This window comes from Allofranklinella schreckenbergeri (assembly GCF_003703475.1).
Lineage (GTDB): Bacteria > Pseudomonadota > Gammaproteobacteria > Burkholderiales > Burkholderiaceae_C > Lampropedia > Lampropedia schreckenbergeri.
The window spans coordinates 22,655-46,064 of sequence record NZ_RDQM01000014.1 but is presented as its reverse complement, the minus strand read 5'-3'; the positions used below and the strand labels follow the sequence as shown (position 1 = coordinate 46,064).

Sequence of the window (23,410 nt, the reverse complement as noted above, 5' to 3'; positions counted from 1 at the left end):
GGCACGGGGCTTTTTTACGCGCAAAAACCAGCCCAACGACGGCCCCAACGCCCCCCCGCCTACCCTCCCCCTCTTTTTGCAAGGATTTGCACCCATGTTGGACGACGCACTCAAAGCCCAATTGAAAGCCTACCTGGAACGCCTGACCAAGCCCGTGGAGCTGGTCGCCACGCTGGACGACAGCCAAGGCGCAGCCCAGATGCGCGAGCTGCTGGAAGACATCCGCGCCCAGAGCGACAAAATCACCGTACGCACCGATGGCAGCGATGCGCGCGTGCCCTCTTTCCTCATCACCAACCCCGGCGTGGATACGGGCCTGCGCTTTGCGGGCGTGCCGCTGGGGCATGAATTCACCTCGCTGGTGCTGGCGCTGCTGCAAGTGGGCGGCCACCCTTCCAAAGAGCCGCAAGAGCTGCAAGAGCAGATCAAGGGCATCCAGGGGCGCTTCCACTTCGAGACGTATTACTCCATCACCTGCCATAACTGCCCCGACGTCATCCAGGCGCTGAATCTGATGACGGTGCTCAACCCCAACATCACCCACACCGCTATTGACGGCGCGCTCTACCAGGGCGAGATCGAAGCCAGGGAGATCATGGGCGTGCCCACGATCTTCCTCAACGGCCAGCACTTTGGCCAGGGGCGTATGGAGCTGGCCGAAATCGTCGGCCGCATCGACCAGGGCGCGGCCGAAAAAGCCGCCCAGGCCATCAGCGCCAAAGAGGCGTTTGATGTGCTCGTCATCGGCGGTGGCCCCGCCGGCGCCACGGCTGCGATCTATGCCGCGCGCAAAGGCATCCGCACCGGCGTGGCCGCCGAGCGCTTTGGCGGCCAGGTGCTCGATACGATGGATATTGAAAACTTCACTTCCATCACCCGCACCGAAGGGCCGAAATTCGCCGCCGCGCTGGAGGCCCACGTCAAGGACTACGACGTGGACATCATGAACCTGCAAAAAGCCACGCGCCTGATCCCCGCAGCCCAGCCCGGCGGCCTGATCGAGGTGCAGTTTGAAAGCGGCGCCAGTCTCAAATCCAAAACCGTCATCCTCTCCACCGGCGCGCGCTGGCGCTCCATGGGCGTGCCCGGCGAGGAGCAATACCGCACCAAGGGCGTGACTTTCTGCCCCCACTGCGACGGCCCGCTGTTCAAAGGCAAACGCATCGCCGTCATTGGCGGCGGCAACTCGGGCGTGGAGGCGGCCATCGACCTGGCGGGCGTGGTACAGCACGTCACGCTGCTGGAGTTCGCCCCGCAACTGCGCGCCGATGAGGTGTTGCAGAAAAAGCTCAAGAGCCTGCCCAATGTGGACATCCTCACCAACGCGCAAACCACCGAAGTCACCGGCGCGCAGGGCAAAGTCAACGGCCTGGCCTATAAAAACCGCGAGACGGGCGAAATCGTCAATCTGGGGCTGGAAGGCATCTTCGTGCAAATCGGCCTGCTGCCCAACACGGACTGGCTCAAGGGTCTGGTCGATTTGACACCCACGGGCGAGATCAAGGTCGATGCCCACGGCGCCACCAATATCCCCGGCGTGTTTGCGGCGGGCGATTGCACCAGCGTGCCCTACAAGCAAATCATCATCGCCGCAGGCGAAGGCGCCAAAGCCGCGCTGGGCGCGTTCGATCACCTGATTCGCGCGTAACACGCTCTAGGCTCCGGCCCGGCAGGGCAGCTCGCCTGCCCAGCCCCCTCCGCCCTCTGACGCTTGTGCGCAGAGGGCTTTTCATTTTTACAAATCAATAGGAATAAAAATCAACCAATTCTGGCATGTTGGCATTTATTTCAAATTCATATTGATTTGCAAACCAATCCAACAACCCATCACACGCCTGGCGGCGCGGATTTGAGCGGCATGGGCAAGCCCGCCGCCATCAACAGCACCTGCGGGCAGTGCGCGGCCAGCATTTGGTTGAGCGCCCCCAGCTCATCGGCAAAGGCGCGCACGGCCCGGCCCAGGGGCATGACGCCCCAGCCCATTTCATTGCTGACAAAGACTACCGGCCCAGGCGCTTGCGCCAACGCACCCAGCAAATCGGCGCGCGCTTGCTGCCAGCGCTGGCGGCGCTTGCGCAAATGGGCGGCATCATCGATGGCGGCGGGGTCCAGCGTGATGGGCATCAGCCAATTGGTCAGCCACAGGGTGAGGCAATCCACCACCAGCAAGGTGTCGGCGCGGCTGCGCTCGGCAATCACTGCGGGCAGTTGCAGCGGCTCCTCCACCGTGTGCAGGCCGGGGGCGCGTTGCAGGCGCTCTTGCTGATGGCGCGCGATGCGCGCGCGCATTTCGTCATCCCAGGCTTGGGCGGTGGCGATCAAGGTCGCGGCATGGCCGGGCTGGGCCAGCCAGTGCGCAGCAAGATGCTCGGCATGGCGTGATTTGCCGCTTTTTTGGCCGCCGATGATGAGGGTGTGCATGGGGCCGCTCATGGCTGGCGCTCCTGCACGGGCAACGCAGCGGCGGGGCCGTCGTCGTTGAGGCTGTCCAGCGCGCCAGGCGCGCCCAGCAGCCAGGCCACGCCTTGCGGGCTGGAGGGGAACCAGGCATGGAAGTAGCTGGCGCGCAAGCTGCCGCATTGGTACACGGCTTCGCCCGCGCGTGCGCCGCTGCCGCTGCCAACACCGCTGCCCCTGCGATGCGGCGGGCGCTCGGTGTGGCCGATGACGGGCGCTGTGCTCTCCAGGCGCGAGTAATGAAAGGTGTGGCCGCGCAGCCAGGCCGCGGGATGCTCGGCAGCCGGGCCTGCGGCAGCGCCCGCCCAATGCCACTGCTGCGGCCCCAGGCCAGCCAGGCGGGTTTGCATGCGCGCCGTGCCGGGCAACAGCCCCCACAGCGGATACCACTCGCCATCGGCCAGCGCGATGCCCTCGCACAAGGCCAGCATGCCGCCGCACTCGGCCCAAATGGGGCGCTGCTGCGCCAGATGCTCCGCCAGAGCGTCGCGCAACGCCGTTTGCGCGCCCAGGCGCTGGACGTGCAGCTCCGGATAACCGCCCGGCAGCCACACGGCATCGCAGGCTGGCAAAGCATCGCCCGCCAAAGGCGAAAACCACGCCAGCGTAGCGCCCATGTCTTGCAGGCATTGCACGTTGGCCGGGTAGATGAAGGCAAAAGCGGCATCGCGGGCAATGGCCACCGTTCGGCCCCGCAACGGCTGGCTAGCGATGAAGCGCTGCGCTGCCAGCCAGCGGGCATGATCGTCCCCCCAAGGCGGGACAGCGGCGGGCGCGCGCAGCCCGCTGCCGTCACCCTCCGCCTCTGGCAGCGGGGCGATGGCCCGCGACGGCGCATCCGCAGTGGCTGCGCCAGCAAACTGCACGCTGGGCGCGGCAAACGCCACCTGCCACTGCGCCCAGCCTGCCGCATCGCGCTGGCCCAGCGGGGTTTGCGCCAAAGCATCGGCAGCTTGATCCAGCCGGGCCAGAGCATCCTGCATTTCCGCCGCCGGGATCAAGCCCAAATGCCGCTCGGGCAAAAAAGCACTGCCCAGACTGCCCGGTGCGCGCGCCTCACCCGCCGTGCGGGCCGGGGCAGCATCATCCAGCACCCGCAAGCGCGGCAATGCCCCCAGCCATTGGTCGTGTAATGGATCGTGTGTTTGGTCGCGCGCGCTGGCAGCGCCCGCATGGCCCAACGGGCGCAAAGCCTCCCGCAACAAACTGGCATGATGATCGCCACCCACCCCGCTGCACAACACCCCCGCCCAACGCAACCCCGGCCGGAAAGTGCGCAAACCGTGGGCAATGGCCGCGCAAGTCTGGGCCATCGCTCCCGCTTGCAGCACGGGCATGACGGGGATATTCCAGCGCAGCGCCAAATCGGCCGCGCTGGGCTGCCCGTCAAACAAGCCCATTACGCCCTCAATGAGGATGACATCGGCCTCACACGCCGCCGCATACAAACGCGCCGCGCCATCGTCCGCGCCCGCCATCCACAAATCCAAGGTTTGCACCGGCGCGCCGCTAGCCAGCGCATGCCAGTGGGGATCCAGAAAATCCGGCCCGCATTTGAAAACCCGCACCACCTTGCCTTGCCGCGCAAGCAAACGCGCCAGCGCCGCCGTCACCAACGTTTTGCCCTGCCCCGAGGCCGGGGCCGTAATCAGCAAGGCAGGGCAATGGGCTACGGCAGGGGCCTCTGTAGCGAAAAAAACAGGGGATGGAGATGGCATGGCAACAGCCTTGAAACGGGAAGAACAACCGTCCCTTATCCCATTGCGCCACGAAGCTGGCACGCAATCTGCAAGGCATGCTATGAAACGGGTGCGGCTGACGGCGGCGCTGGGCGGGACAAGCGGAAAGAAGGATACCCGCTGCGAAGAACTCAAGCCTCCACTTGCCCCAGATATACCTACCGCTAAAGCGCGGACGCATCGGCCTCAAGTTCCCAAAGGAAGGAGATGACGCAGCGCCCTTCCAAGCCCAGGGCGCGAATGCCCTTGGGCGCGTGTTATGCACTCTGTGCCAATCGAATCAACGGCATGGCATTGGGCAGCATGAAAATGGCAAAGACCACAAAGGGCAATCCACCCAGTACGTCTGGCAATCGTTCGTAATCACGAGACAAGCGTCTGAAGCGGGCAAGCCAGCCAAAGCTGCGTTCCTCCACCCAGCGCCTCGTGAAGCGGCGCGCGATAAATGCGGGAGTTTGCGTGAGATAAATGGGTTGGCTGGCAATTGCAGCCAGTGCAAAGAAATTACAGTCAGCCAAACGCGCAGCACTGTGAATAAGAGAAACCGGCTGGAGTAGCCGGTTTTTTGTGCGTGGGTTACTGCTGGCCTTGACTGATTTCAGCCATCAGGTGCTGGGCGATCCATCTGGCCACGGGTACGCACACTGCGTTTCCGGCCGCCCGAGCTTCTGCGTGATCGGTCGCATCCAGTCCGGTGGGAATCCTTGCAGTTTCAGAGACTCGGGCCCGCTCAAGCATCGCACCCCGTCCGCCTCGGTGACAGACGAGATTTTCTGCACCGATGGCCAGCAGGCTTGGCGAGAGCTTGGCAAGCAGACAATAGGCAGCCCATCCATCCTCAGGCCGTGACTCTTGCTGCGCTGCAAGCGTGCGAGGTATTGCTGCCACTGGCGCGGCGTCAGCCAACAGCCCAATGGGGGGCTGTCGTCCAAGACCTGCGACCAGGAAAACCCTGCGGCGACCCTGGGCGACTCCGAAATACTGAGAATCAAGCACCCGCCAGCATCCCACATACCCGCGTTTGGCGAGGGCCTGGACGACCGTGCCAAAGTCTCTCCCAGCGTTGCTGTTGAGCAAGCCCACGACGTTTTCAAGCACCAGCCACTGGGGCCGAATTTCGTCTGCGATGCGGCAGACCTGCCAGAACAGGCCTGTGCGTTGTCCTGCCAGGCCTGCCCGGCGGCCCATGCTGCTGACGTCCTGGCAGGGGAATCCGCCAACGAGCACATCCACTGCTCGCAGGTTGTGGGCGCCGACATCTCGCACGTCGGCAAATTGCCGTGCATGCGGGAATCGCAAGGCGAGCACGTCGCGTAATCGCGGCTCGATTTCGACTTGCCAGGCGGTGGTAAAGCCCGCCTGCTCAAATCCGAGATCAAATCCGCCGATGCCTGCAAAGAGGCTGCCGACGCTTGGCCCGTCAAAACTGGTTGTTGCTGCTTTGTTTGCATCCATCCTCTACCTTTTGAAGAAGGCCATCGGGTGGCGCGGGTTGGGGGCTCTGGGCCCTCAAGTGATTGACCGTCTTGCATCGCTGGCATTTGATCGCCAGGCAGATATAGCTGCCTTGGCCGAGCTTTTTGCCGCATTGGCCGCAGCGGATGTCCTGATTGGTGTATTGGTGCGTGTGATCCTTTTGCATGGTGTGCAAATCCTTTGCACAGGCTGTAACGCCCGTGGTAGGCTCGCCCCGCACTCGCGAGTGTGGCGGGCCTTGCCTGATTTGCTGGCTCCTTCAGCGGATCGGGGGCTGCGCTGGTGCCCGCAACACCAGTGCAGTCGCCCGTCTTTTTTTGCCCGGCCGCTGTCAATGCCCGGGGAAATAGATATCGAGCTTGAGCTCGGCGACTTGTTCGCCGCCGCAATGGGCCCAGGCCGTGAGGCTGAACGTCATCTCCGTGCCGTCGTATGTGACCTCGTTGCCGACCACCTGCAACACGTTGCCCCAGGTGCTCACTGCAATAGTGCCGCCGTAGTGGATGCTCTGCGGCATTTGCGGCGCTCCGATCTCTGCGCCGTCCCACTGAAACGTCCAATGTGCGGCCGATAGTGCAGTGCCTTGCAGCACGGCGTGTATGCCGCCACGCACTGGGCGCAACGCATCGAAATGCACGCGGGCTTCATGGCAGTGAAAGCCTTCGGCGGGCACGGGCAGGGGGTTGCCGTCGCTGTTGGTCTGAGTAGGGGCACCAGACCAAACGGTGCGGGTGTTCCAGTCGGAGATCTCGATGCGGCCATCTGGCAATGTTCGCGACTGCATCCCCCACTCGTCTACCGACAGGCCGATCCAGCCTGCCCCAATGACTGCACAGGCGGGCGGCGGTGGCGGTGGCGGTGGCGGTGGCGGCGGTGGCGGCGGCGGCGCTTCTGGCGCTGGCGCGGCCTCCAGTTTCGGGGCGGGGCCCTCGGGGCGCAGTTGTACTTCTACGGCCACGCGCTGGCCTGGTTCGATATTTCGTCGCTTGCTTGGGAAGAATCGTCTGCGCTCTGTCACTGTGTTTGCTCCTAGATGACAACGACGGCCTCAGATGGCGGGTAGCCGTCGGCCTCGATCAGCAACACGTGGCGCCCTCGCGCAGCGGCAAAACTCACGCGCCCGAGGTTGTCGGCGATACGTGTTGCCCCGCCATTGATCGTCACGCGCGCACCCGCCAGCGCGCGGCCTTGCTCGTCGCGCACGGTAAAAACAATTTCCCCATCCGCGACTTCGACGGTGACGCCGGGCTGAATGAGCGGATCGAATGCACTGGAGACGCGCTCGGTTTCAATCTCAGGCGCATCGCCCACCGGGGCCTCAATCTGGCAGCGCATGGAGGCGCTTGCCAGGTCAAGCTCGGCGGTGATGAGACGGTGGCGGCCCCCGATGGGCGAGAGGCGGTGTTGCATGTCGATCCATGCGCCGGTGGGCAGGTCTGCAAAGGCTTGCTGCCATGTGACGCGCCAGCGCGGGCGGGCAAGTTGGGCGAGCATGCGCCGCCCCAGCGCCTCGGCCTGGCGCGGGGTGCGCAGCCAGGGGGCAGGCCACTCCAGCTCCAGCTCGCCGTATTGGCGCGCGGCTTCGGGGGCGCGCAGTTGCACGGCGCGGCGGTAGCGGTCGCTGGCATCGTCCCAGTCGTAAAGCACGCGCAACACCGTGTAGATGGCGTTGGCGGCGGCGGCAGCATGCAGGTCATGGGCGCGCAGGGCGTCAATGCGCGGCGCGGGGGCGGCGGCATCAGCGGCCGGGGGCCAGGTCAGGGCAATGCCAGGCATGGCCGCTGCCCAGGCCCCGCCTGCGCTTTGAATGATCTTGTCCACGGCGGCGCGGATGCTGATGCTGTTGTCAGAGAGCACACCGCCCAGCGCGATGTCGGCTGTTTCGGTGCGGTAGTCGTCTAGGTCGGCCCACTGCACGGGCGCGCCTGCGAGGTTGGCCAGCAGGTCGTGCACGATCTCGGCGGGAGTTTGTAGCAGATGGCCGGTTTGCGGGTGCATGCGCCCGCGCAGGGTGACGGCCAGGCGCTCGCCTTCGGCCAGCGGCTCGGCCAGCTCGACGAACGCCACGGCCCGCCCGGTGCTGTCCAGGCCGTTGTGCCATGCGTAGGCGGTGGTGGGCACGTCGTCGCGTTTGACCTCGTCCACGCCCGCAATCGGGTGGTCTGCCAGCACATAGACGCGCTGGTCACCGCTGTACTGGATGGGCGTGAGCGTGACGCGCCCCCAGCACCAGGGCAGCACGCGCACATCGCGCCAGCCGCCCCACACAGCGCTGGTGCGCAGGGGCAGATTGTCCGACAGCGGCCGCTCCATGCCCGCCTCCAACGTCAGGCGCGCCTCGCGCCCCAGATCGATGCCGGTGACGATACCTGAGAACACGGCGGTTGGCACGCCAGCGCGCAACACCATCACCCGCGCGGCGCGGCGCATAGGCGGGCGCGCGCCCCACAGGGCGGTGATGGCGCCATCGGCGTTATCCAGCGTGATCTGCATATTGCTCACGGGCGCGGCGGCGATGCCGGGCACGGACAGGGGCCGATCCATGGCCGAGAGGCCGCGCAGCAGGGGCATCACCCTTGCGCCGGTGGCAGCGGCGGCGGCCTGCCGGTCGGCTGGACCGGTGAGGCTGACGCTGCATGCGGCATCGTCGCCGTCGATGTCGAGCCAGGCGATCATGCGTACACCGGCTCCAGCTCCAGCGTAGCGGACAGCAGCCGGTGCTGCACATCATCGGCTTGCCAGGCGTGTTGATCGGTGATCTCCAGCGCGTCGGCGCCGGGGCGCACCAGGGCGGCGTCTTGCGGGTGGCGGTGGTGGGGCACGAGGATCAGCGGCTCGTCTTTTTGTTGCGCCCAGTCCAATAGCGCCATGAGGCGATCCATGTCGTCCTGCACCAGGCGCGAGGCGCTCCAATCGCTGGGCGACCAGGCCAGGCGCCAGCCGTCGCCCGCGCCCGCGTACAGCCCGGCGGGGTTGATGCCGCCGGCGCGGCCCACGGCCCAGCGGCGGGTGCGCTGGCATTGGCTGGCGTGGTGGTCGGTGGACAGGGGCACACCAGCCCACACCCAGCCGATGTGCCCGCCCTCGGCCTGGGCCACGGTGATCGTCAGGCGCGCAGCCTGCACGGGCGCGGGCAGCATCCAGACGGCCACGGGGCCGCTGGTCTCCAGCGTGTGGGGCGCGCCGCCATCGATGGCGATGCGCACCTGCGCCCCGGCGGGCAGGTGGTAGCGCGCCAGCGCAATGGCCTCAATGGGCGTGGGCGCGCCCAGGTCGATGGTCAGCGAGCCCGCACCGCCCGCCCAGCCCCATGCGCGCTCGTGTGCATTGTGTATGTGGTTCACGGCCCAGGGCTGATGCACGGCAAAGTTGTAGGCATCGCCGGGCACGAACGAGGGGGCGGCGCCGGCGATGAACTGCACGTGCAGGCCATCGGCCAGCGGGGCAGCGCTGGTGTCGTCTCCGGCGGCCGTGGCCGGGATGTTGGCGGCGGCGCTCCAGGGGCCGCCATCCCTGCGCCAGCGCCATTGGCCGGCCTCTACCGACAGGCTGAACGCATCGCCCAAAGCGAAGGGGATGCCGCCCAGGGCCAGGCGCAATTGCACCCCGGCCTGGTTGTAAACGGGCGCGGCCGCGCCATTGGTGGGCACGATGTAGTCGGGCAGCGAGCCGCTGACCGAGCCGAGCACGTGCCAGGTTTGCACGTCCGTACCATCGACGCCGCCCGAGAGCCAGGCAGGCGCGCCGGCTACGGTTTGGATCACGGCTTCGTCGCCTTCCTGGTACGGCCGCTCGCCCGATACGGTGAGGATGCGCAGCGTGATTTCGTCGCCTTCCTTCAGGCGCTCAGGGCATGCCACCACAAGCCCGAAGCCGAATTCCATGGTCGAAACCGGCTTGCCGGTATCGGCGTCGCGGCGCGATGAGATATAGGGTTTGTTGGAGAATGCGGGCAGGTAATAGCCCTCGGCGTCGACCCACCAATGGGAGCCGCCGTGGTCGATCCAGCAGCCGCCCGCGTCTGTGCTGCTGGTGTCAGATTTTGGGAGGATGCCTGCCAGGGCGCGGCAGTAGTCCATGCGTGCGGCGTACTTGCGCGCCAGGTCCGCGATTCTGGTAGAAAGAGTTTGACGCATCCAAGATTTTTTATTATCGCCATAAACTTCCAGCAGCTCGCTTGGTGTATTTACGGCTATAGATTCGTTATTCAGCCTATCTATGTTGTTATAGTGGTTCAAGTTGCTGCCCGAAAAATCTGTCCATTGCAAGCCCTCCAAGCCCTGCAGATCGGCGCGCATGTCTACTAACGCAGCATCCCACTCGGCCAGGGCGGCTGCCACTTCGTAAATCTCCGCGAGCGCCTCCGCAAAATGCCTGGTCACCAAATCGGCAAAGTCCATATCCTTGGCTATGGCGTAGTACTGCGCCGTATTGCTGGCGATGAAGTTTTTGCGCCATTCATACAGCGTTTGCAGCCGCGACTGATGCGCGGGGTCAAGTGGCATATCCCCTCCTGATGAATCCAGCCCCAGACACGACAACGACAGCCGGGGCGTGGGCATGTCGCTGCACGAACAATCAGCGGGCGGGCGCAGTTGATAACGAAACGTCACCGTGCGCGCCTTGGCGTTGCGCCCGAAGCGAAACGGGCGCAGGCATACGCTGGGCACGCCCTCGCCTTCTGCGCGGGGCATGGGCTGGTACTTGAACGAGTGCTCGCCGCTGCTTTCCCTATTGGCCGCCTTGGCCGGGATCACAAACCGCGCCGCCGCGCTGGCGTAGGGCTGGCCCGTCACGGCCTCGGCCAATGCGCCGGAGACATCGCCCACGACGCTCCACCTCTCACGCCCGACCACATCGGCATTGATGCAGCGCACGATCAGCGACTGCGTGGGGGCCAGCGGCGGGATGGTCACATCTTTCAGCTCCACCTTGCCCGATAAGCTGTGCAGCCAGGCCTGCGTGCGCAGCGGCACGTCGATGGCGGCCATGCCGCCAACGGCGCGGTCTGCGGCTACGACGCCCGCCACCTCCACCAGCGCAGAGCCTTGCAGGGCGCGCAGCAGGTCATAAAAACTGGCGATCTCGCCCTGCCCTGCGCCGGTGTCGCCATAGGTTTGTGTCGCCTGGCCATCGGTGACGGTGACGACGTAGCCGCCCGAGATCAGCCACACCGCCGCCCCTTTGGGCAAGGCGCGCTCGGGCGCGGGCGAGAGGCCAAACTGCCAAGCCCCATCCTTGTACACGCGGTAGGGGCGATAGACCTGCGGATCGTGCCCAACTTGAATACGAGGGCTGCGCTCGTCGAGCTCGCCTTGAGCCGACAGCGGCAACGCACCCCAATCCCATTGCTCGCCTTGTTGCAGCGCCCCGCCTGCGGGCCAATCGGACAGCAGCGCCCAATCGGTGGGCGCGCGCGTGAGCTTGGGCTGCACCGACAGGCGAATCTGGTTGCCCGCTGCCCCGGCGGCGCGGGCGCGGATTTGCACCGTGCGCACGTCCAGCGATGCCGTTTGTGTGGGGATGCCCAGATCGGCCAGCGTGAGCGTGAGCGATTGCAGCGGCGCGGCGGCCTCGACGCCCTGCACCGAGAGCTGCCCATTGCCCACGCCCGCGAACTGGGGGCGCGATGCGCGGGGGATGCCGCCTGCGGCGACGATCTCCACATCAATGGCCGTGGCCTCATGCCCGGTGTAATCGCCGCTCAAGCGCACATTACCCCCGCCCGTGCGCGCGGCGCGCACGCGCTCAATGGCGCGGCTGGCGCGTACGCTGGAGGCGCTCAATGCGGCAGTGCGGGCGGCGTTGTTGTGGCCGGAGAGAAAGCGTTGGACGGATGGCATGGCGGCAAGTGTGGGATGCACTGGCCGCGCGGCATGAATAAAGCGCTTTGTAAAAACAAAACCCGGCCAGTGGCGGGCACTGTGCCGGGTTTGCGGGGGTGAGTCTTTTGACAGGTGTCAGAACTGGGCGCTGCGCTGCGCGGCGGCAATCAGCGCCGCGTTGATGGCGGCTGCTTTCGATGGAGCGCCGCGCTCGAGCAGGGTTTGCAGGGCCTGGGCCGCCTCGGCAGAAAGCAGGCCGCCGGGAATGCGCGCGCTGCCTGCCTGGAGTTTGCGCTGCTCGTATGCGCCCTGGTGCTTGCGCGCGGCCGCTTGCAGTTGCTCGGGGGTGTGCACGCGGGCGAAGTTGCCCGCGCGTGCGTCCATCAGACTCTGGCGCAGGCCGGGGATGGGGTGGCCTGCATCGCGCTCGGCGGCGGCAACCACGGCATCCACGTCGAGCTTTTGCAGCGCCCGCAAGGCCGCTTGTACGCCATCTGGTTTTTGCTCCATAACCATACTCCTTGATTGGGCCATCACAGGCCCGATTTTTTCCGCTTGGCCGATATCTGGGCGGCCGAGAGGCTTGCGCGCTCGGATTTGCTGTAAATCGTCAGCAAGATGATGACGCCATCGGCCAGCATTTCAAAGTAGATGATGCGCGCGCCGCCACTTTTGCCCTTGCCGCCAGCGCCCCAGCGCACTTTGCGCATGCCGCCCGTGCCCACGACCAGATCGCCAGCCAAAGGGTTGTGGGCAATCCAGACGTTGAATTGCTCGCGCTCCTGGGCGGTGAGGATCTTGGTGACGCGGGCCTGATACTCGGTCGCTTCAATGACGGTGGGCAGCATGAGGGGTATTGTCCGCCTAACGCGCGTTATCGTCAAGCATTCGGTCAAGCATGCAAACCGGCCACCGTGGCCGGTTGGCTTCATCGGGCCAGCCTGGCCAGCCTGGCCAATTCCGGCTCAATGGCCTTGGCCAGGCGCACGGGATCGGTGATGCCGTGGGCGTGCAGGGTGATGTGGACGGGCGGTGCAGGTGGCGCGGGCGGGGCTGGCTGGGGCTGGGGCGCTGGCGCGGGCGGCGGCAGGCTGCCTGCGCTGCTGCTGCCGCTGCCACCACCACCGCTACTGCGGCCATGGCTGCGCTCTTCCCGCTCGCGCTCCTTGCGCAGTTCTTTTTCCTTGGCGTGGATTTTGTCCAGCCAGGTCAGCTGCTCTTTGAGCGCGGCGATTTGCAGCTCCATTTTCTTGACCTCGGCCGTATCGCCAGCGATTTGCGCCCTTTGCAAATCGATTTCAAGCAGGGCCAGTTTGAGGTCGATCTCCTGGCGGGCCATTTGCATTTTCAGCTCGGCGGCGGCTTCCTGATCGCCGGTCAACTCCAGATAGCGCAGGCGCAGCGCCTCCAAGCCGCGCACGGCGTCGTTGTTGACGGCCTCCAAATTGCGCTGCTGCTCGCTCAGCGCTTCCATTTGCTGCACCAGCCGGGCGTGTTCTTCGCTCATTTGGGCAATGGCTTTGCCTTGCTCCCAGACCACTTCGGCCATTTGCTTGGCGTATTGGCTGGCGGCGACGTCGGCCCTGATCCAGCTGCCTTCAATCTTGCCTAAGGCGGCGTTGTGTTTTTCGGCTTGTTCGACCAGGCTGCCGTCGGCCCAGGCGTCTTTGGCTTTTTGGGCGGCTTCGGCCATTTTTTCACCGGCCTTGCCTGCGGCTTGGCCCACGCCTTCGGTGGCTTCCTTGGCCTCCTCCATCGACTTGATGATGGATTTGCCGGCCTTGTCGGTTTCGATGGCAAAGCCGTGTTGCTGGGCGGCGGCCTTGAGGCTGGCATCGGCTACGCCGTCGTTGGCGGCAATGGCGGCTTCGGCCATCTTCTTCCACGCTTCGTTGATCTCGCGTGGGGTGGCTTGGCCCGATTGCTTCACGGCCTCGAAGGCCTCCTTTGCGCTCTGCGCCAGGCGATCCAATTCCTTTTGCGGGGTCACGCCCAGTTGTTTCAGGGCCTCTTCCAAACTCTGAATGCCGGGCAGTTGCTGCTCGATGGCCGCGCGCTGCTTGTCCAGCGCGGCTTGCACGCGCGCAATGCCTTCGGCGCCAATTTGCCCGGCCTGGCCGGCGGCCTTGAGGCGGCTCTCAAGGGCTTCGATGGCCTGTAACGAATCGGCTTTGGGCACGGCGGCGGTGAAGGCTTTTTCGATGGCCTGGGCGGCTTCATTGACGCCCAGCCCGGCCTCTTTGGCAGCGGCGGCGATTTTGTCCACCGCGTCGATGGCTTTTTGCGCGCCTTCGCTGATTTGCCCCAGGGCGGCCGCGCCGTCAGTGCCCAGCTCCTTGAAGCCTTCGAGCATGGCTTGGCGCGCCTGGTCGGTCGCTTCGATGCTTTGGCGCTGCTTGGCTATGGCCTCGGTAATGGCCTTGACGCCTTCAGCGCCAATGCGCCCGGCGGCCTCCAGGTCTTTGAGCTTTTTCTCCAGCGCCTCAATGTCGGCCAGGGTTTTGGCCTGGCCGATGGCTTGCGAGAAAGCCTCTTGCAGCGCCGATGCGGTGGCCTGGGCGCTCACCCCCGCGCGCCGCATGGCCTGGTCCACCTGGTCGATGGTGGCGATGGCGCCCACCATGGCCTGGCCGATGCTTTGCGCGTGGTCGGCAATGGCCCCGGTGATGGCCTTGACGCCATCGGTGCCAATGCGCCCGGCGTCGGCCAGGGCCTGGAGCTTGTCTTGCAGGGCCTGGATGTCGGCCAGGGTTTGCGCCTTGGGCACGGCTTGCAAGAACGCCGCCTCCAGAGCCGATGCGGTGGCCTGGGCGCTGACGCCGGCGCGCTGCATGGCCTGATCGACCTCGTCAATGGTTTTGACAGCCCCGGCCATGGCCTGGCCCATGGCGGCGGCGGCCTGCTGGGTTTGCGCGGCTTGCTGCTGCACGGCGGCGGCGGCCGTTTCTGCCGCTTGGGCCAGCTGCTCTTGCCCCTGGCGAGCCTGGGCGGCCGATTCAAACAGCGCGGCGTAGTCGTCGTCGATTTGCCTCAGCTTTTGCGAGAAGCGTTCCTCTGCGGCCTCCAGGGTGTCGTCGGTGAATACGGCCTTGAGCGACTCCCAGTAGTGCTGCGCGCGCGCGGCGGCTTTGGTCAGGCCCGCGGCCAGGGCGATGCCTGCTTGTTCGATGACGAGGAATTCTTCGCGCAGCCACGCGCCCACGTTCCAGCCGATCCAGCCTGCGGCGGCCAGCTTGCCAGCGCCCGCAATCACGCTGGCCGACTTCTCGATGTTTTGTGCGCTCAAGGCAATTTCAGCGCCCCAGCCCAGTGCGGTCTTGCCCAGCGAAAGCGTCTTGAAGCCAATGGCCACTTCGGTCAGGGTGCCCAGCTCGTTGCCCCAGTCTTTGAAAAAACCGATGCCGGACTTGATGGCCTCGTACAGCGACACGATGGCGTCAGAAGCTGCTTGTGCCCACGCCTTGAGCTCGCCCGTGCGGGCCAGCTCCGCAATGGCCTGGTTGATGGCGACGACTTCTTCGCGGAACAAGTCCAATATGCCGCTGGTGGCAATGGTGTCCAGAAACTCTTGCCAGTTGCTTTTGAGCAGGGCGATCTGGCCGTTCCAGGTGTTCATGGCGCCAGCGGCTGCGCCCGCATTGGCTTTGCCCATTTCGGCGATCAGGGCGGCAATGGCCTCGCGCCCGAGCTGGCCAGCGGAGGCGAGCTGCTGCAATTGCACGGCGCTTTTGCCCGTGGCACGCGAGAGCAAATCCCACACGGGCACGCCGCGTTCGATCAATTGCAGGGCCTCTTCGCCCTGGAGCTTTTGCTTGGTCCACGCCTGGCCCAGGGCCAGCACCACGCCCTCGAGGGTTTGCACGCCGCCACCCAGCGCGGCGGCCTGGTCGGCAATGGCTTGCAGGGAGCCGTCCATGGGGTCAAGCCCCATGGCTTTGAGTTTGGTGAATGCGCCGGTGACGGCCTCCAGTTCATAGGGTACGGTCTTGCCAAAGTCTCGAATCCATGCAAAAGCGTTTTGGCCTTGCTCGATGGAGCCATATAGCGTGGCAAGCTGGGCGCGCATTTGCTCGAAACCGCCACCCACGCGCAGCACCTCTTCGATGCCCGTGCGCAGCGTGCCCAGCGCGCTGCCCAGACCACTCAAACCGATTTGCGCGGCGGCAAACCCCAGGCCAGCCGCAATGCCTCTTTGGAACGTTGCCCAGGCTTTGCCCGCCTTCTCGACGGCAGCCGATTGCAGCTTAGCCGCATCGGCAGTGCTGCGCATGCGCGCGACCAAGCCGTCTCCGCTTTGGCTGATCTGCTGCATGCGCTCTGCCAGCGCCTTTTGTTGCAGGGCAAGCTGACTGGTTTGCAGCCCGGCGGCCTGCATGTGCTCGCGCGTTTGCGATAGCGCCTTGTTCTTGCTGTTGAAACTGGCGCTGAGCTTGCCCGCCTCCTGCACAGCCCGCTGGTATTGCCCGGTCAGGGCCTCTTCAGCGCGTGCGGCATTTTTTGCCGCCGCTTCGTTTTCCTTGTTGGCCGCAGCCAGCAAGCGGGTGTTTTGGGTGGCAACGGCAGCTTCGGCTTGCAAGGATTTGAGCTGCTGGCGCGCATCGGCCAGGCGCTCGGTCAGATGCGGCGCAATCGATTCGCCAGAGGCCTGTTTGAGCTCCTGCATTTCTTGCCGCGTGGCGGCAATGGCTTCTTGCAACTGGGCTTGCCAGGCGCGGGCGGCACTGAGCTTTTGCGCCGATTGGGCCTGCGCCGCGGTGGCTTGGGCGCTGGCCTGGGCCGCGCGCTCGAGCTCTGCTGCCAAAGCATCAACTTGCTGCGCTGCGACATCAAGCTGCTTGCTCAAACCGGCCGTTTCCCGCTTGAGGCTGCCGAAGGTATCCATCAGCGCGCTGTCGCGCTCCAGCCGCGCCAGCGCCTCGCCCAGCTCTTTGGCCTCTTGCTGGAACTCGTCCGTGGCAACACCCGCGCCCTCCAGCTCCCGGATCACGTCTTGCAGGTGGCTCAAACCCGTCTGCGCTACACTGAGCAACAGGCTTACTTTCATGTCTTTTTGGCTCATATGAAAACCCTTTTTGTGACTCCCGCTGGCGTACTGCGCTGGGGCTTGTTGCTGTCGGTGGCGCTGGGGCTGCTGGCTTGGGGCATCAATCCCCTGGCAGGGGCTTGGGTGGGCTTTGTGTGCGGTTGCTCCACGCTGGCGGCCTGGGGGCTTGCGCTGATGGCCTTTGCCCTGCGCGATGTGTTCCAGCGATAACGCCGGGCTGGTTGGATTTCAAGATCGCTGTTTGCCATGTCTCAATCTCCTGCAAAAAAATCCCCTTGGCTGCACTGGCCGCCCACGCGCAATGAGTGGTTGCAGGCGTTGCTGTTGCTGGCGGTGATCGTGCTCGCGCCCGTGCTTTTTTATGCGGTCTTCGTGTGGCAAGAAAGCCTTGAGGCCGTCCTGTGGCCTGTCCTGGTGGCTGCGGGCACGGCGCTTTTCCTGCTCTTTGTCGTGGCCATGCTCATGTTTGCCTGGACGCTGCTGGCGGGCTTGTTCAAGTAGCTCTAACGCGCAGCCTGCCTCCCGTAAAAAAACCGCGCCCAGCAACTTGCCCGGCGCGGTTTTTTGTTGGCCTGGCAAAGGCCCTGTGCTGGCGATCAGAGATCAGGCATCACATCCACGCGCATGAACGGCCCAAAGTCGGCATCCGTTTGCAGCTCGGGCACGTACAGCGCCTGGCCGCCCAATGTGAGTTCCGATGGTTCGTCGGAAATCCACCCGAAGTCGCCGCTCATGGCCAGCGAAATGCGCGGGATGATGACGCGCACCTTTTGCCCGTCGCCATTGATGCCCGAAAAAATCAGCCCCTTCTCCACGTTCGTTTTCGAGAACGCGGCGATGTTGACGTAGCCGTCGTACGAGTAATCGACCTTCAGCGGTTCGGTGTGCCCGCCGGGGTGGGCGATGAGCTGGTAGCGGCTGTGGGCGGCGTCGCTGATCTTGTAGTGCGTGCCTTCGACGTAGGTCTTGGGCGAGCCGGTGCTGTCTTCAATGACCACGCTTTTGGAGCGCGGGTACTTCAAAAAGAAGTAGTCGCCGGGCTTGAGTTCGGCCAGCACTTCGTCGGTGACGGTGCCTGCCTGCTTGACCACGGCCTCGCCAAAGAAGGCTTGCGCCAGGGTGCGCGCGTCGAACTGCACCATGGACAGGCTCACTTGCAAGGATTTGCTGGTCTCCAGCTCCTTGAGCGTCAGGCGCTGGCCGGAGCAGGATTCCTTGAGCGTGGTGGTCTCGCGCGATGGCGTGGCCGTGAGCGTGCGGTTGCCGCAGCCGACGCTGTAGATATGGGTGAGGTAGCCCATTTCCGGGCGGCCGCGTTGCGGATCGAAGGTGCCGATCATGACCGGCCCCTGGCCGTTCCAGATCAGCGATGTGGATGCGATGCTCATGGCTTACTCCTTCTTGCCTTTGGTGGGGTTACCTTCGGGCGCCGCAGCCGGGGCCGCTGCCGGGGCGTTTTGGGCCACGCCAAGGCCCATCAGCCAGGCGGCCTTGTGCGCGGGCAGCGTCAATTGCGCGCCTGCGGGGTAGTCGCGCCCGGCATGGCGGTGCGGGCGCAGCAGGTGGATGGTGGTGGTTTGCATGTGTGTGCTCCTTTATTTCCAGCGGCCCCAGGCCATCAGATTGATGTCCAGCGCGGATTCTTTGGAGCCAAGGTTGATGGCTCTGAAGTGATTGACGCCCAGGTATTTACCGCTGACGCTGTCATAGGTAAACCAATTGGGTTTGACCAGCGCCATGGCGGTCGCTTGGCCGACGTCCGTGATGTACAAATGCGGCAGCGGCGAGACAAGCATGGGCTGCGGAAACTGCCAGCCTTGCTGCGTTTGCACGATGGCATTGGTGGCAAAGCCATTGGCGCTTCTGATCTGCATCCGGTGGCGGCACAGCAGCGTGCCATCGCCCCAGCGCACCCACGAGCCGTTGCCGTTTTGGCCGCTATCGACGATCACGCCGCCTTGCAGCGCCTTGATGTCGCCGCCCACGGCCGCAAAGGCAGCGCTGATGCTTTGTTGCATCGTCATGGCCACTGCTCCGCTCAGGCCTTGGCGGCGTTGTAGTCGGCCACGAAGCTGTGCGTGGGGGCGCCCACGCCGATGTTGGCGCAGGCCTGCTTTTGCTGCTCTTGACTCAACACTTGGGCCTGGTCGTAGCGCACGCGCTTGGCGATGTCGGCGGCGATGGTTTGCGCAAAGTTGGCGTCGTTGCCGAGGGCCTCAGCCAGCTCTTTGAGGGTGTCCAGCGCGGCGCCTGCGCCATCGGTGAGCTCGTTTTTGACGGCCAGCTTGGCCTCGTCGATGGCGGCGACCAACTTATTGGCGCTCCAGGTTTTATCCATCACGCCCGTGCCGGCGCTGTCGTCGATCTGCGCACCGGCGCTGGCGCTGAGCTGCTGCATGGCGGTGTGCAGCTCGGTGAGCGCGGCTACCAGGCTGGCCTTGGCGGTGGTGGGCAGCGCGCTCAAATCGCCCTGCTTGAGATTGATGGCTTTGATGTCTGCGCCAATGGTCTGGGCCAGGGTGATGATTTGGGCTTCCATGGTCATGTGTTTGCTCCTTGTGGTGCTTGGGTGATGGGGGTTGATGGGATCAGGACTTGGCCAGGATGTAATAGGCCACGGGGTCGCTCAAGGTGTCGGCCACGTGCAGGCCGCCGTCGCTGCCGGGCTTGAGGCGGTTGGCGGCGTCCGCGCTGATGAGGGGCGCTCCGCCGCTGCCTGCGCCTGGCGGGCCGGGTGGCCCGGCGGGGCCGGGCACGCCGACGATGGTGACGGTGTGGGCGGCGTGGCCTGTGTGGATGATGGTGATGGGGCTGCTCATGGCGTTGGCCTCCGGTTGTGGTGGGTTGGCAAGCGGGTTAGCGGGTGATGGCCTCGCACACGAGCACGGCCACGGTATCGGTGTGCATGACGCGGCCTGTGGCATCGGTGTAGCGCACGTCCAGCGCGGCGCGGCCTGCGGGCCATGCGGCGGTTTGGGCGCTGCTGGCGCGCAAGGCGTACTGACCGGCGGCGGCGTTGACGATGGCGGGGGCAAAGGCATACACCAGGCGCGCGGCGGCGTTGCGTTGCACGCTGCGCAGCTGGCAGGCGATGCTCCAGCCGGTGATGTCCAGCGGCAGGCCGCCGCCGGGGCCGCCGGCTTGCACGCGGCAGTGCCAGTCGATGCTGTCGCCGCGCTTGACGGTGATGGCGGGCGATGGGCCGCCGGGGCCGCAGGGGGTGCAGGGGGGGGTGCTCATGCTGTGCTCTCCTTGTGCAGCAGGTAGCGCAGGACGTAGCGGTCGGCAAAGAGCAGCACGCCCGCGTCGTAATCGAGCACGCGCCCGGCCTGCCACTCCAGCACGCGCGCGCCGCTGACTTCGGGGCGCCAGCCCAGCAGGGCACAGCGCACCTGGCCGATGAGCTGACGGGTTTGCGCGGCCATTTGCCCGCCGCCTTGCTCGCGGTAGTGGCGCAGCGCCAGCACCACGCCGATCTCCACCACGCTTTCTTGCGTGCACACGCCGATGGATGCAGGCACCTTGCCGGTGTTTTGCTCCTCGCCAAACACCACGTAGGCGCTGGGCGTGCGAAAGCTGCGCAGCTCTTGCACGGCGGCGTAATCGGCCATGTTGCCCACGGCCTGCAAGGCGGGCACAGCGTTGGCCAGGCGCTGCACGATCAGGCTGGTATCGAATGGCTCAAACCCCATGACGGCCCCCTGTCAGCGCCAGGCGCGCAGCTCGTCGCGGCTGAAGATGCGCCCGCCATCGGACTGGCCCCAGCGCTGGTCTGGGCCGTTTTGGTTGGCAAAGCGCGCATCGGTCTGGTGCACGGCCACGGCGTCATCGGCGCCCAGGCTGAACTTGCCATCGGCCGTTTGTTGCAGCAGGCGCTGGGCGTCGCGCCAGTCGCGCACGATGGGGTCCTTGTCGTCCATCGAGCGGCGGTTCTTGTGCAGCAGGTAGCGGGCGATGGCGCGGCACCAGGCTTGCACCAGGGAGGGCACGGGCGAGAGCGGCAGCGCGTAGCCGCGCTTGGCCAGGTAGCCGTCGATCAGGGCGGCGGCGTCCTGCACGGCGTCGTCGATGCGCGCCAGGGCGCGGCGGGCGGCCTGCACCTGCTCATCGGGCCAGGCACTGGTGTCTGCGCCGCGCAGGGCGGCGTCGAGCAGCTCGGCGCTGACCTCATCGGCGTGCTCGTCGCTGGCGACCTGGGCCAGCTCCAGCGCGCCGGGGCGCTCGGCCAAATCGGCATGGGTGATGTAGGGCATGGGCGGTGCTGTCGATGTGGGGTTACAGCCAGTCGGCCACCAGCACATCCACCACGTTCTTGACGTCGTTGGATTCGGTGGCTGTGCCTGCGGCGTTGGGCACCAGGTCGGACTCCAGCAGCTTCTTGGCCACAAATCGCAGGGCCTTGGGCACAACCAGCAGGTTGGGGCTGATGCCCAGCGGGCGGCCGTGGTCGCCGGTGAGCGTTTCCATGGCGGTGATGGCCGCCTTGAGGTTCTCGGCCGTCAAATCCTTGTTGCTGGCGTGCGCCAATTGCCAGAAGCCAAAACCGGCATTGCGGCGGCAATCCACGCCGTAGATGTACTGGGAGCGATGGAAAACGTTTTCATCGCTCTCACCCGTGAGGCTGACGAACGTGGGCGCCTTGCGCGACTGGTAGATCAGCGGCTTGAGGCTGCGGCGCGTGTCCAGCAAATACCAGCTCGGGCCGCTGCCGCCATCGCTGAGGTTGGAGACGGCCACTTCCTTGCCCTTGTCGTTGAGGACTTTGTGCGCCGCACTGAAAAACGGCTGGCCGTCGTAGCACAGCGCCGTGCGCCCCTCCTTGAGCAGGCCGAAGACGAGCTGATCGGGGTGGGCGGCAACGGCGCTGCCCATCTCCTGCATCAGCGGGGTGTAGACGCCATAGGTGTCGTCTTCAATGGCTGTGCGCGGCACGCCCACGGTCAGCTCAAAGGGGCGGTTCTTGATGGTGTAGCCGTGGTTGCCAATGGCGTGCACCACGCGATCGCCGAGCCATTCGCGCAGGCCGGGCAGTTGGCCCAGCCAGCCGTATTCCTCGGCGGCGGTGGTGCTGGGCACGGTGGTGGCAATCTGCCCGTACTGGCTGGCCGCCTGGCCCAGGCCCTGCTTGAAAGCGGCGTTGAAGGCGGTATAGAGCGCCTTGAGGTTGGTGTTGTTGATGTGCATGGTGGTTGTCCTTGTCGTCAATCAAGCTTTGGCGCCGATGCGCACCCACACGCCGGCGTCCTCCACGTCCAGCACCACGCCGGCGATGCAATTGCCGGTTTTGCCGACGGTCTGGTCGTCCACCACGTAGGCATTGGCGCCAATCTCTGCGCGGGTGATGGCCGCGCTGGCTGCGGCGTTGTCAAAGCGGAACACGCTGATGAGGCCATCGACGTGCGCATCGCCTGCGGCGGCGCTGGCGCGCTTGCGGGCTACGGCGCGCACGGCGCCGCTGTCGCTGGCCGCGGCCGGTTTGGCCTTGCCTGCCTTGAGCACGTACATGCCCCCGGCGTAAATCGTGGCGCCCGCATCCAGCGGATCGGCCACCAGATCGCCCTTGCGCTCGGGCGTGGCGCGGTCTTTGTTGAGTGCAGCCATGGGTGTCCTCCTTGCTTACTGTTTGCCGCTGGCAAAAACTTCCGGGGTGAGGCCGCAGGCGGCGGCCACGGCCAGCTCATCGCTGCTCAGACCGCCCGTACCTGGCGCGGTGCCGGCGGGTGGCTGGCCCTTGGTTTGCGTGCCGCTCAAGGCGGCAATGGGCTGGGCGGTTTGCAAATAGCTGCTCAGGGCGGCGAGATTGGTTTTGCCCAGATCGCGCGCCCAGGCCTCTTGTGCGGGCAGCAGGCGGCCATCGGCCAGGGCGGGGGCGACGAGGTCGTCCACCTCGCGCTCGCGCTGGCGGGCCGTGAGGGCGGCCACGCTGGCTTGCAGCTCCTGCACAGCGGCAATGGGAACGAACTTCGCGGGGTCGGGTTGGGCCGCCGCAGTGGCCTGGGCGCTCAGGCTGGTGCAGGCGGCGGTGATGCTCTCGGCGCTGGCGTCAATGCCCAGGCTGAGCGCTGCGCGCGCGGCTTCGGCCTGGGCGCGTTGGGCGGCGCAGGCGGCCAGGGCCGCGTCTTCGCTGGTGGATTCGGGCAGGCCCAGGGCCGCCAGCAGTTTTTGCAGCAGGGTCATGGTCGTACTCTCCTCGTCAAGGGTGGTGGTGTGGGGGGCAGCCATCCATTTGCTGGTGGCCGCGGCCATCAGGTCGATGGCCTGCATGCCGTGGATGGCGGGGTTGTTGGTCAGCGCGCCCATCAGGATGCGGCGCACCTCGCCGGTTTTGCTGGCGTACTCCAGCACAGGCGAGAAGTAGCGGTATTCGCCGCCTGCAATCAGCTCGCGGGCGCGGGCGGTGAGTTCGGCCTCGGCAAAAAGACCCCGGCCCTCAATCCAGCGCAGGCCGTGTATCCAGCCCGCAGCTGGGGCAGGCTGGCCGTTGGCCTCGCTGCGCAGGGTTTGGTGCTCGTAGTCGATGACGGGCGGCTGCGCAGCGCTGAAGGCGGCGATGACGCGCTGGGCAATGGCGGCGTTGATGCGCCAGGCGGGCACGTCCATGGGGCGGCCGTCGCTGGGCCGGAAATCCCGCGCGGGCGTCAGTTGCAGCAGCACGCGCGGCGGCTGCCCGTTTGCAGCCCCTTGGGCGCTCTGGGCGCTCTGGGCATGGATGGCCGCCGCGGCATCGAAGGCGCAGGCGGCGATGGCAATAGCGGTTTGGGCGGGTGCTGTGCTGGACATGCCGCCATGATCGGCAGCGAGGCGGCGCAAGTCTTTTGACAGGTGTCAAAACTGGAGTGCGCAAAAAAGCCCGCCAGAGCGGCGGGCCG

The 23,410-nt window shown here is 65.8% G+C and carries 24 protein-coding genes and 1 pseudogene; 3 read left to right on the top strand and 22 right to left on the bottom strand.

The genetic code is table 11. The features are described from left to right. Window positions 1–94: 94 nt before the first annotated feature. Window positions 95–1,648 carry an alkyl hydroperoxide reductase subunit F gene (gene ahpF / locus EBQ26_RS10620; RefSeq protein WP_122238993.1) on the top strand — a complete coding sequence of 518 codons (1,554 nt, stop codon included), beginning with the start codon at window positions 95–97 and terminating at the stop codon, window positions 1,646–1,648. Window positions 1,649–1,827: 179 nt separating this feature from the next. Here the strand turns inward: ahpF and cobU are convergent, their stop codons facing one another. From cobU to EBQ26_RS10565, 11 genes and pseudogenes are all read right to left on the bottom strand, one after another. After that, the gene (cobU, locus tag EBQ26_RS10615; RefSeq protein WP_238944306.1) at window positions 1,828–2,433 is read right to left on the bottom strand and encodes a bifunctional adenosylcobinamide kinase/adenosylcobinamide-phosphate guanylyltransferase; all 606 of its coding nucleotides are present in this window, start codon (window positions 2,431–2,433) and stop codon (window positions 1,828–1,830) included. Beyond that, window positions 2,430–4,175 (bottom strand): nucleotide-binding protein, encoded by a 1,746-nt coding sequence (locus tag EBQ26_RS10610; protein WP_122238992.1) that lies wholly within the window; start codon window positions 4,173–4,175, stop codon window positions 2,430–2,432. The genes cobU and EBQ26_RS10610 overlap by 4 nt, the downstream gene beginning before the upstream one ends. Window positions 4,176–4,453: 278 nt before the next feature. Next, window positions 4,454–4,621 (bottom strand): annotated as a pseudogene (locus EBQ26_RS10605) (transposase); the annotation flags it as partial. Window positions 4,622–4,772: 151 nt separating this feature from the next. Beyond that, window positions 4,773–5,651, bottom strand: coding sequence for a DNA cytosine methyltransferase (locus EBQ26_RS10600; RefSeq protein ID WP_122238991.1), 879 nt, complete (start codon window positions 5,649–5,651; stop codon window positions 4,773–4,775). Then, entirely contained in the window at window positions 5,617–5,838 is a 222-nt protein-coding gene (locus tag EBQ26_RS10595; RefSeq protein WP_122238990.1) for a Com family DNA-binding transcriptional regulator, read from the bottom strand. Before EBQ26_RS10595 ends, EBQ26_RS10600 begins: the two co-directional genes overlap by 35 nt. A gap of 165 nt (window positions 5,839–6,003) precedes the next feature. Then, window positions 6,004–6,690, bottom strand: coding sequence for a hypothetical protein (locus tag EBQ26_RS13050; RefSeq protein ID WP_238944305.1), 687 nt, complete (start codon window positions 6,688–6,690; stop codon window positions 6,004–6,006). A gap of 11 nt (window positions 6,691–6,701) precedes the next feature. Continuing rightward, the gene (locus EBQ26_RS10585) at window positions 6,702–8,348 is read right to left on the bottom strand and encodes a carboxypeptidase-like regulatory domain-containing protein (RefSeq protein WP_122238989.1); all 1,647 of its coding nucleotides are present in this window, start codon (window positions 8,346–8,348) and stop codon (window positions 6,702–6,704) included. Next, complete coding sequence (locus EBQ26_RS10580) at window positions 8,345–11,515, bottom strand: hypothetical protein (RefSeq protein WP_122238988.1); 3,171 nt, start codon at window positions 11,513–11,515, stop codon at window positions 8,345–8,347. Before EBQ26_RS10580 ends, EBQ26_RS10585 begins: the two co-directional genes overlap by 4 nt. 117 nt (window positions 11,516–11,632) lie before the next feature. Further along, window positions 11,633–12,007: a hypothetical protein gene (locus EBQ26_RS10575; protein ID WP_122238987.1), complete on the bottom strand. Its 375-nt coding sequence runs from the start codon at window positions 12,005–12,007 to the stop codon at window positions 11,633–11,635. A 23-nt stretch (window positions 12,008–12,030) separates the two neighbouring features. Then, window positions 12,031–12,345 carry a hypothetical protein gene (locus EBQ26_RS10570; RefSeq protein WP_122238986.1) on the bottom strand — a complete coding sequence of 105 codons (315 nt, stop codon included), beginning with the start codon at window positions 12,343–12,345 and terminating at the stop codon, window positions 12,031–12,033. A gap of 80 nt (window positions 12,346–12,425) precedes the next feature. Next, window positions 12,426–16,556 (bottom strand): tape measure protein, encoded by a 4,131-nt coding sequence (locus tag EBQ26_RS10565; protein ID WP_122238985.1) that lies wholly within the window; start codon window positions 16,554–16,556, stop codon window positions 12,426–12,428. On the opposite strand from EBQ26_RS10565, the gene EBQ26_RS10560 reads away from it, so the two are divergent. Together EBQ26_RS10560 and EBQ26_RS10555 are read left to right on the top strand one after the other, a co-directional pair. Continuing rightward, window positions 16,557–16,751: a hypothetical protein gene (locus EBQ26_RS10560; RefSeq protein WP_122238984.1), complete on the top strand. Its 195-nt coding sequence runs from the start codon at window positions 16,557–16,559 to the stop codon at window positions 16,749–16,751. A gap of 36 nt (window positions 16,752–16,787) precedes the next feature. Then, entirely contained in the window at window positions 16,788–17,042 is a 255-nt protein-coding gene (locus tag EBQ26_RS10555) for a hypothetical protein (protein WP_122238983.1), read from the top strand. A gap of 95 nt (window positions 17,043–17,137) precedes the next feature. Here the strand turns inward: EBQ26_RS10555 and EBQ26_RS10550 are convergent, their stop codons facing one another. The 11 genes from EBQ26_RS10550 to EBQ26_RS10500 are packed head-to-tail and all read right to left on the bottom strand — an operon-like array spanning window position 17,138 to window position 23,321. After that, complete coding sequence (locus EBQ26_RS10550) at window positions 17,138–17,929, bottom strand: phage tail tube protein (protein ID WP_122238982.1); 792 nt, start codon at window positions 17,927–17,929, stop codon at window positions 17,138–17,140. A 3-nt stretch (window positions 17,930–17,932) separates the two neighbouring features. Next, window positions 17,933–18,124, bottom strand: a complete 192-nt coding sequence (locus EBQ26_RS10545; RefSeq protein WP_122238981.1) for a DUF7210 family protein — start codon at window positions 18,122–18,124, stop codon at window positions 17,933–17,935. A 12-nt stretch (window positions 18,125–18,136) separates the two neighbouring features. Next, a complete protein-coding gene (locus tag EBQ26_RS10540) occupies window positions 18,137–18,565 on the bottom strand; it encodes a hypothetical protein (protein WP_147474051.1) in 429 nt (142 codons plus the stop codon). Between the two features lie 14 nt (window positions 18,566–18,579). Further along, on the bottom strand, window positions 18,580–19,086 hold the full coding sequence (locus EBQ26_RS10535) for a hypothetical protein (RefSeq protein ID WP_122238979.1): 507 nt from the start codon (window positions 19,084–19,086) through the stop codon (window positions 18,580–18,582). A gap of 43 nt (window positions 19,087–19,129) precedes the next feature. Then, window positions 19,130–19,360 carry a hypothetical protein gene (locus tag EBQ26_RS10530; protein WP_122238978.1) on the bottom strand — a complete coding sequence of 77 codons (231 nt, stop codon included), beginning with the start codon at window positions 19,358–19,360 and terminating at the stop codon, window positions 19,130–19,132. Window positions 19,361–19,397: 37 nt separating this feature from the next. Beyond that, window positions 19,398–19,781, bottom strand: a complete 384-nt coding sequence (locus EBQ26_RS10525; RefSeq protein WP_122238977.1) for a hypothetical protein — start codon at window positions 19,779–19,781, stop codon at window positions 19,398–19,400. Next, window positions 19,778–20,233, bottom strand: coding sequence for a phage tail terminator protein (locus tag EBQ26_RS10520; protein WP_095552943.1), 456 nt, complete (start codon window positions 20,231–20,233; stop codon window positions 19,778–19,780). The genes EBQ26_RS10525 and EBQ26_RS10520 overlap by 4 nt, the downstream gene beginning before the upstream one ends. Before the next feature lie 12 nt (window positions 20,234–20,245). Next, window positions 20,246–20,794 carry a gp436 family protein gene (locus EBQ26_RS10515; protein ID WP_122238976.1) on the bottom strand — a complete coding sequence of 183 codons (549 nt, stop codon included), beginning with the start codon at window positions 20,792–20,794 and terminating at the stop codon, window positions 20,246–20,248. Window positions 20,795–20,816: 22 nt separating this feature from the next. Further along, entirely contained in the window at window positions 20,817–21,725 is a 909-nt protein-coding gene (locus EBQ26_RS10510) for a Mu-like prophage major head subunit gpT family protein (protein WP_122238975.1), read from the bottom strand. Window positions 21,726–21,746: 21 nt separating this feature from the next. After that, window positions 21,747–22,142: a hypothetical protein gene (locus EBQ26_RS10505; protein WP_122238974.1), complete on the bottom strand. Its 396-nt coding sequence runs from the start codon at window positions 22,140–22,142 to the stop codon at window positions 21,747–21,749. Window positions 22,143–22,157: 15 nt separating this feature from the next. Then, window positions 22,158–23,321, bottom strand: a complete 1,164-nt coding sequence (locus EBQ26_RS10500) for a phage protease (protein ID WP_122239007.1) — start codon at window positions 23,319–23,321, stop codon at window positions 22,158–22,160. Window positions 23,322–23,410: the final 89 nt, after the last annotated feature.

Bases quoted from the DNA above. Each gene is read 5' to 3' on its own strand.
- EBQ26_RS10580 (WP_122238988.1), bottom strand. From the start codon at position 11,515: ATGCCATCCGTCCAACGCTTTCTCTCCGGCCACAACAACGCCGCCCGC.
- EBQ26_RS10550 (WP_122238982.1), bottom strand. From the start codon at position 17,929: ATGAGCATCGCATCCACATCGCTGATCTGGAACGGCCAGGGGCCGGTC.
- EBQ26_RS10570 (WP_122238986.1), bottom strand. From the start codon at position 12,345: ATGCTGCCCACCGTCATTGAAGCGACCGAGTATCAGGCCCGCGTCACC.
- EBQ26_RS10610 (WP_122238992.1), bottom strand. From the start codon at position 4,175: ATGCCATCTCCATCCCCTGTTTTTTTCGCTACAGAGGCCCCTGCCGTA.
- EBQ26_RS10520 (WP_095552943.1), bottom strand. From the start codon at position 20,233: ATGGGGTTTGAGCCATTCGATACCAGCCTGATCGTGCAGCGCCTGGCC.
- EBQ26_RS10500 (WP_122239007.1), bottom strand. From the start codon at position 23,321: ATGTCCAGCACAGCACCCGCCCAAACCGCTATTGCCATCGCCGCCTGC.
- EBQ26_RS10525 (WP_122238977.1), bottom strand. From the start codon at position 19,781: ATGAGCACCCCCCCCTGCACCCCCTGCGGCCCCGGCGGCCCATCGCCC.
- EBQ26_RS10545 (WP_122238981.1), bottom strand. From the start codon at position 18,124: ATGCAAACCACCACCATCCACCTGCTGCGCCCGCACCGCCATGCCGGG.
- EBQ26_RS10560 (WP_122238984.1), top strand. From the start codon at position 16,557: ATGAAAACCCTTTTTGTGACTCCCGCTGGCGTACTGCGCTGGGGCTTG.
- cobU (WP_238944306.1), bottom strand. From the start codon at position 2,433: ATGAGCGGCCCCATGCACACCCTCATCATCGGCGGCCAAAAAAGCGGC.
- EBQ26_RS10595 (WP_122238990.1), bottom strand. From the start codon at position 5,838: ATGCAAAAGGATCACACGCACCAATACACCAATCAGGACATCCGCTGC.
- EBQ26_RS10585 (WP_122238989.1), bottom strand. From the start codon at position 8,348: ATGATCGCCTGGCTCGACATCGACGGCGACGATGCCGCATGCAGCGTC.
- EBQ26_RS10555 (WP_122238983.1), top strand. From the start codon at position 16,788: ATGTCTCAATCTCCTGCAAAAAAATCCCCTTGGCTGCACTGGCCGCCC.
- EBQ26_RS10535 (WP_122238979.1), bottom strand. From the start codon at position 19,086: ATGACCATGGAAGCCCAAATCATCACCCTGGCCCAGACCATTGGCGCA.
- EBQ26_RS10540 (WP_147474051.1), bottom strand. From the start codon at position 18,565: ATGACGATGCAACAAAGCATCAGCGCTGCCTTTGCGGCCGTGGGCGGC.
- ahpF (WP_122238993.1), top strand. From the start codon at position 95: ATGTTGGACGACGCACTCAAAGCCCAATTGAAAGCCTACCTGGAACGC.
- EBQ26_RS10600 (WP_122238991.1), bottom strand. From the start codon at position 5,651: ATGGATGCAAACAAAGCAGCAACAACCAGTTTTGACGGGCCAAGCGTC.
- EBQ26_RS10505 (WP_122238974.1), bottom strand. From the start codon at position 22,142: ATGGCTGCACTCAACAAAGACCGCGCCACGCCCGAGCGCAAGGGCGAT.
- EBQ26_RS10510 (WP_122238975.1), bottom strand. From the start codon at position 21,725: ATGCACATCAACAACACCAACCTCAAGGCGCTCTATACCGCCTTCAAC.
- EBQ26_RS10515 (WP_122238976.1), bottom strand. From the start codon at position 20,794: ATGCCCTACATCACCCATGCCGATTTGGCCGAGCGCCCCGGCGCGCTG.
- EBQ26_RS10575 (WP_122238987.1), bottom strand. From the start codon at position 12,007: ATGGAGCAAAAACCAGATGGCGTACAAGCGGCCTTGCGGGCGCTGCAA.
- EBQ26_RS10565 (WP_122238985.1), bottom strand. From the start codon at position 16,556: ATGAGCCAAAAAGACATGAAAGTAAGCCTGTTGCTCAGTGTAGCGCAG.
- EBQ26_RS10530 (WP_122238978.1), bottom strand. From the start codon at position 19,360: ATGAGCAGCCCCATCACCATCATCCACACAGGCCACGCCGCCCACACC.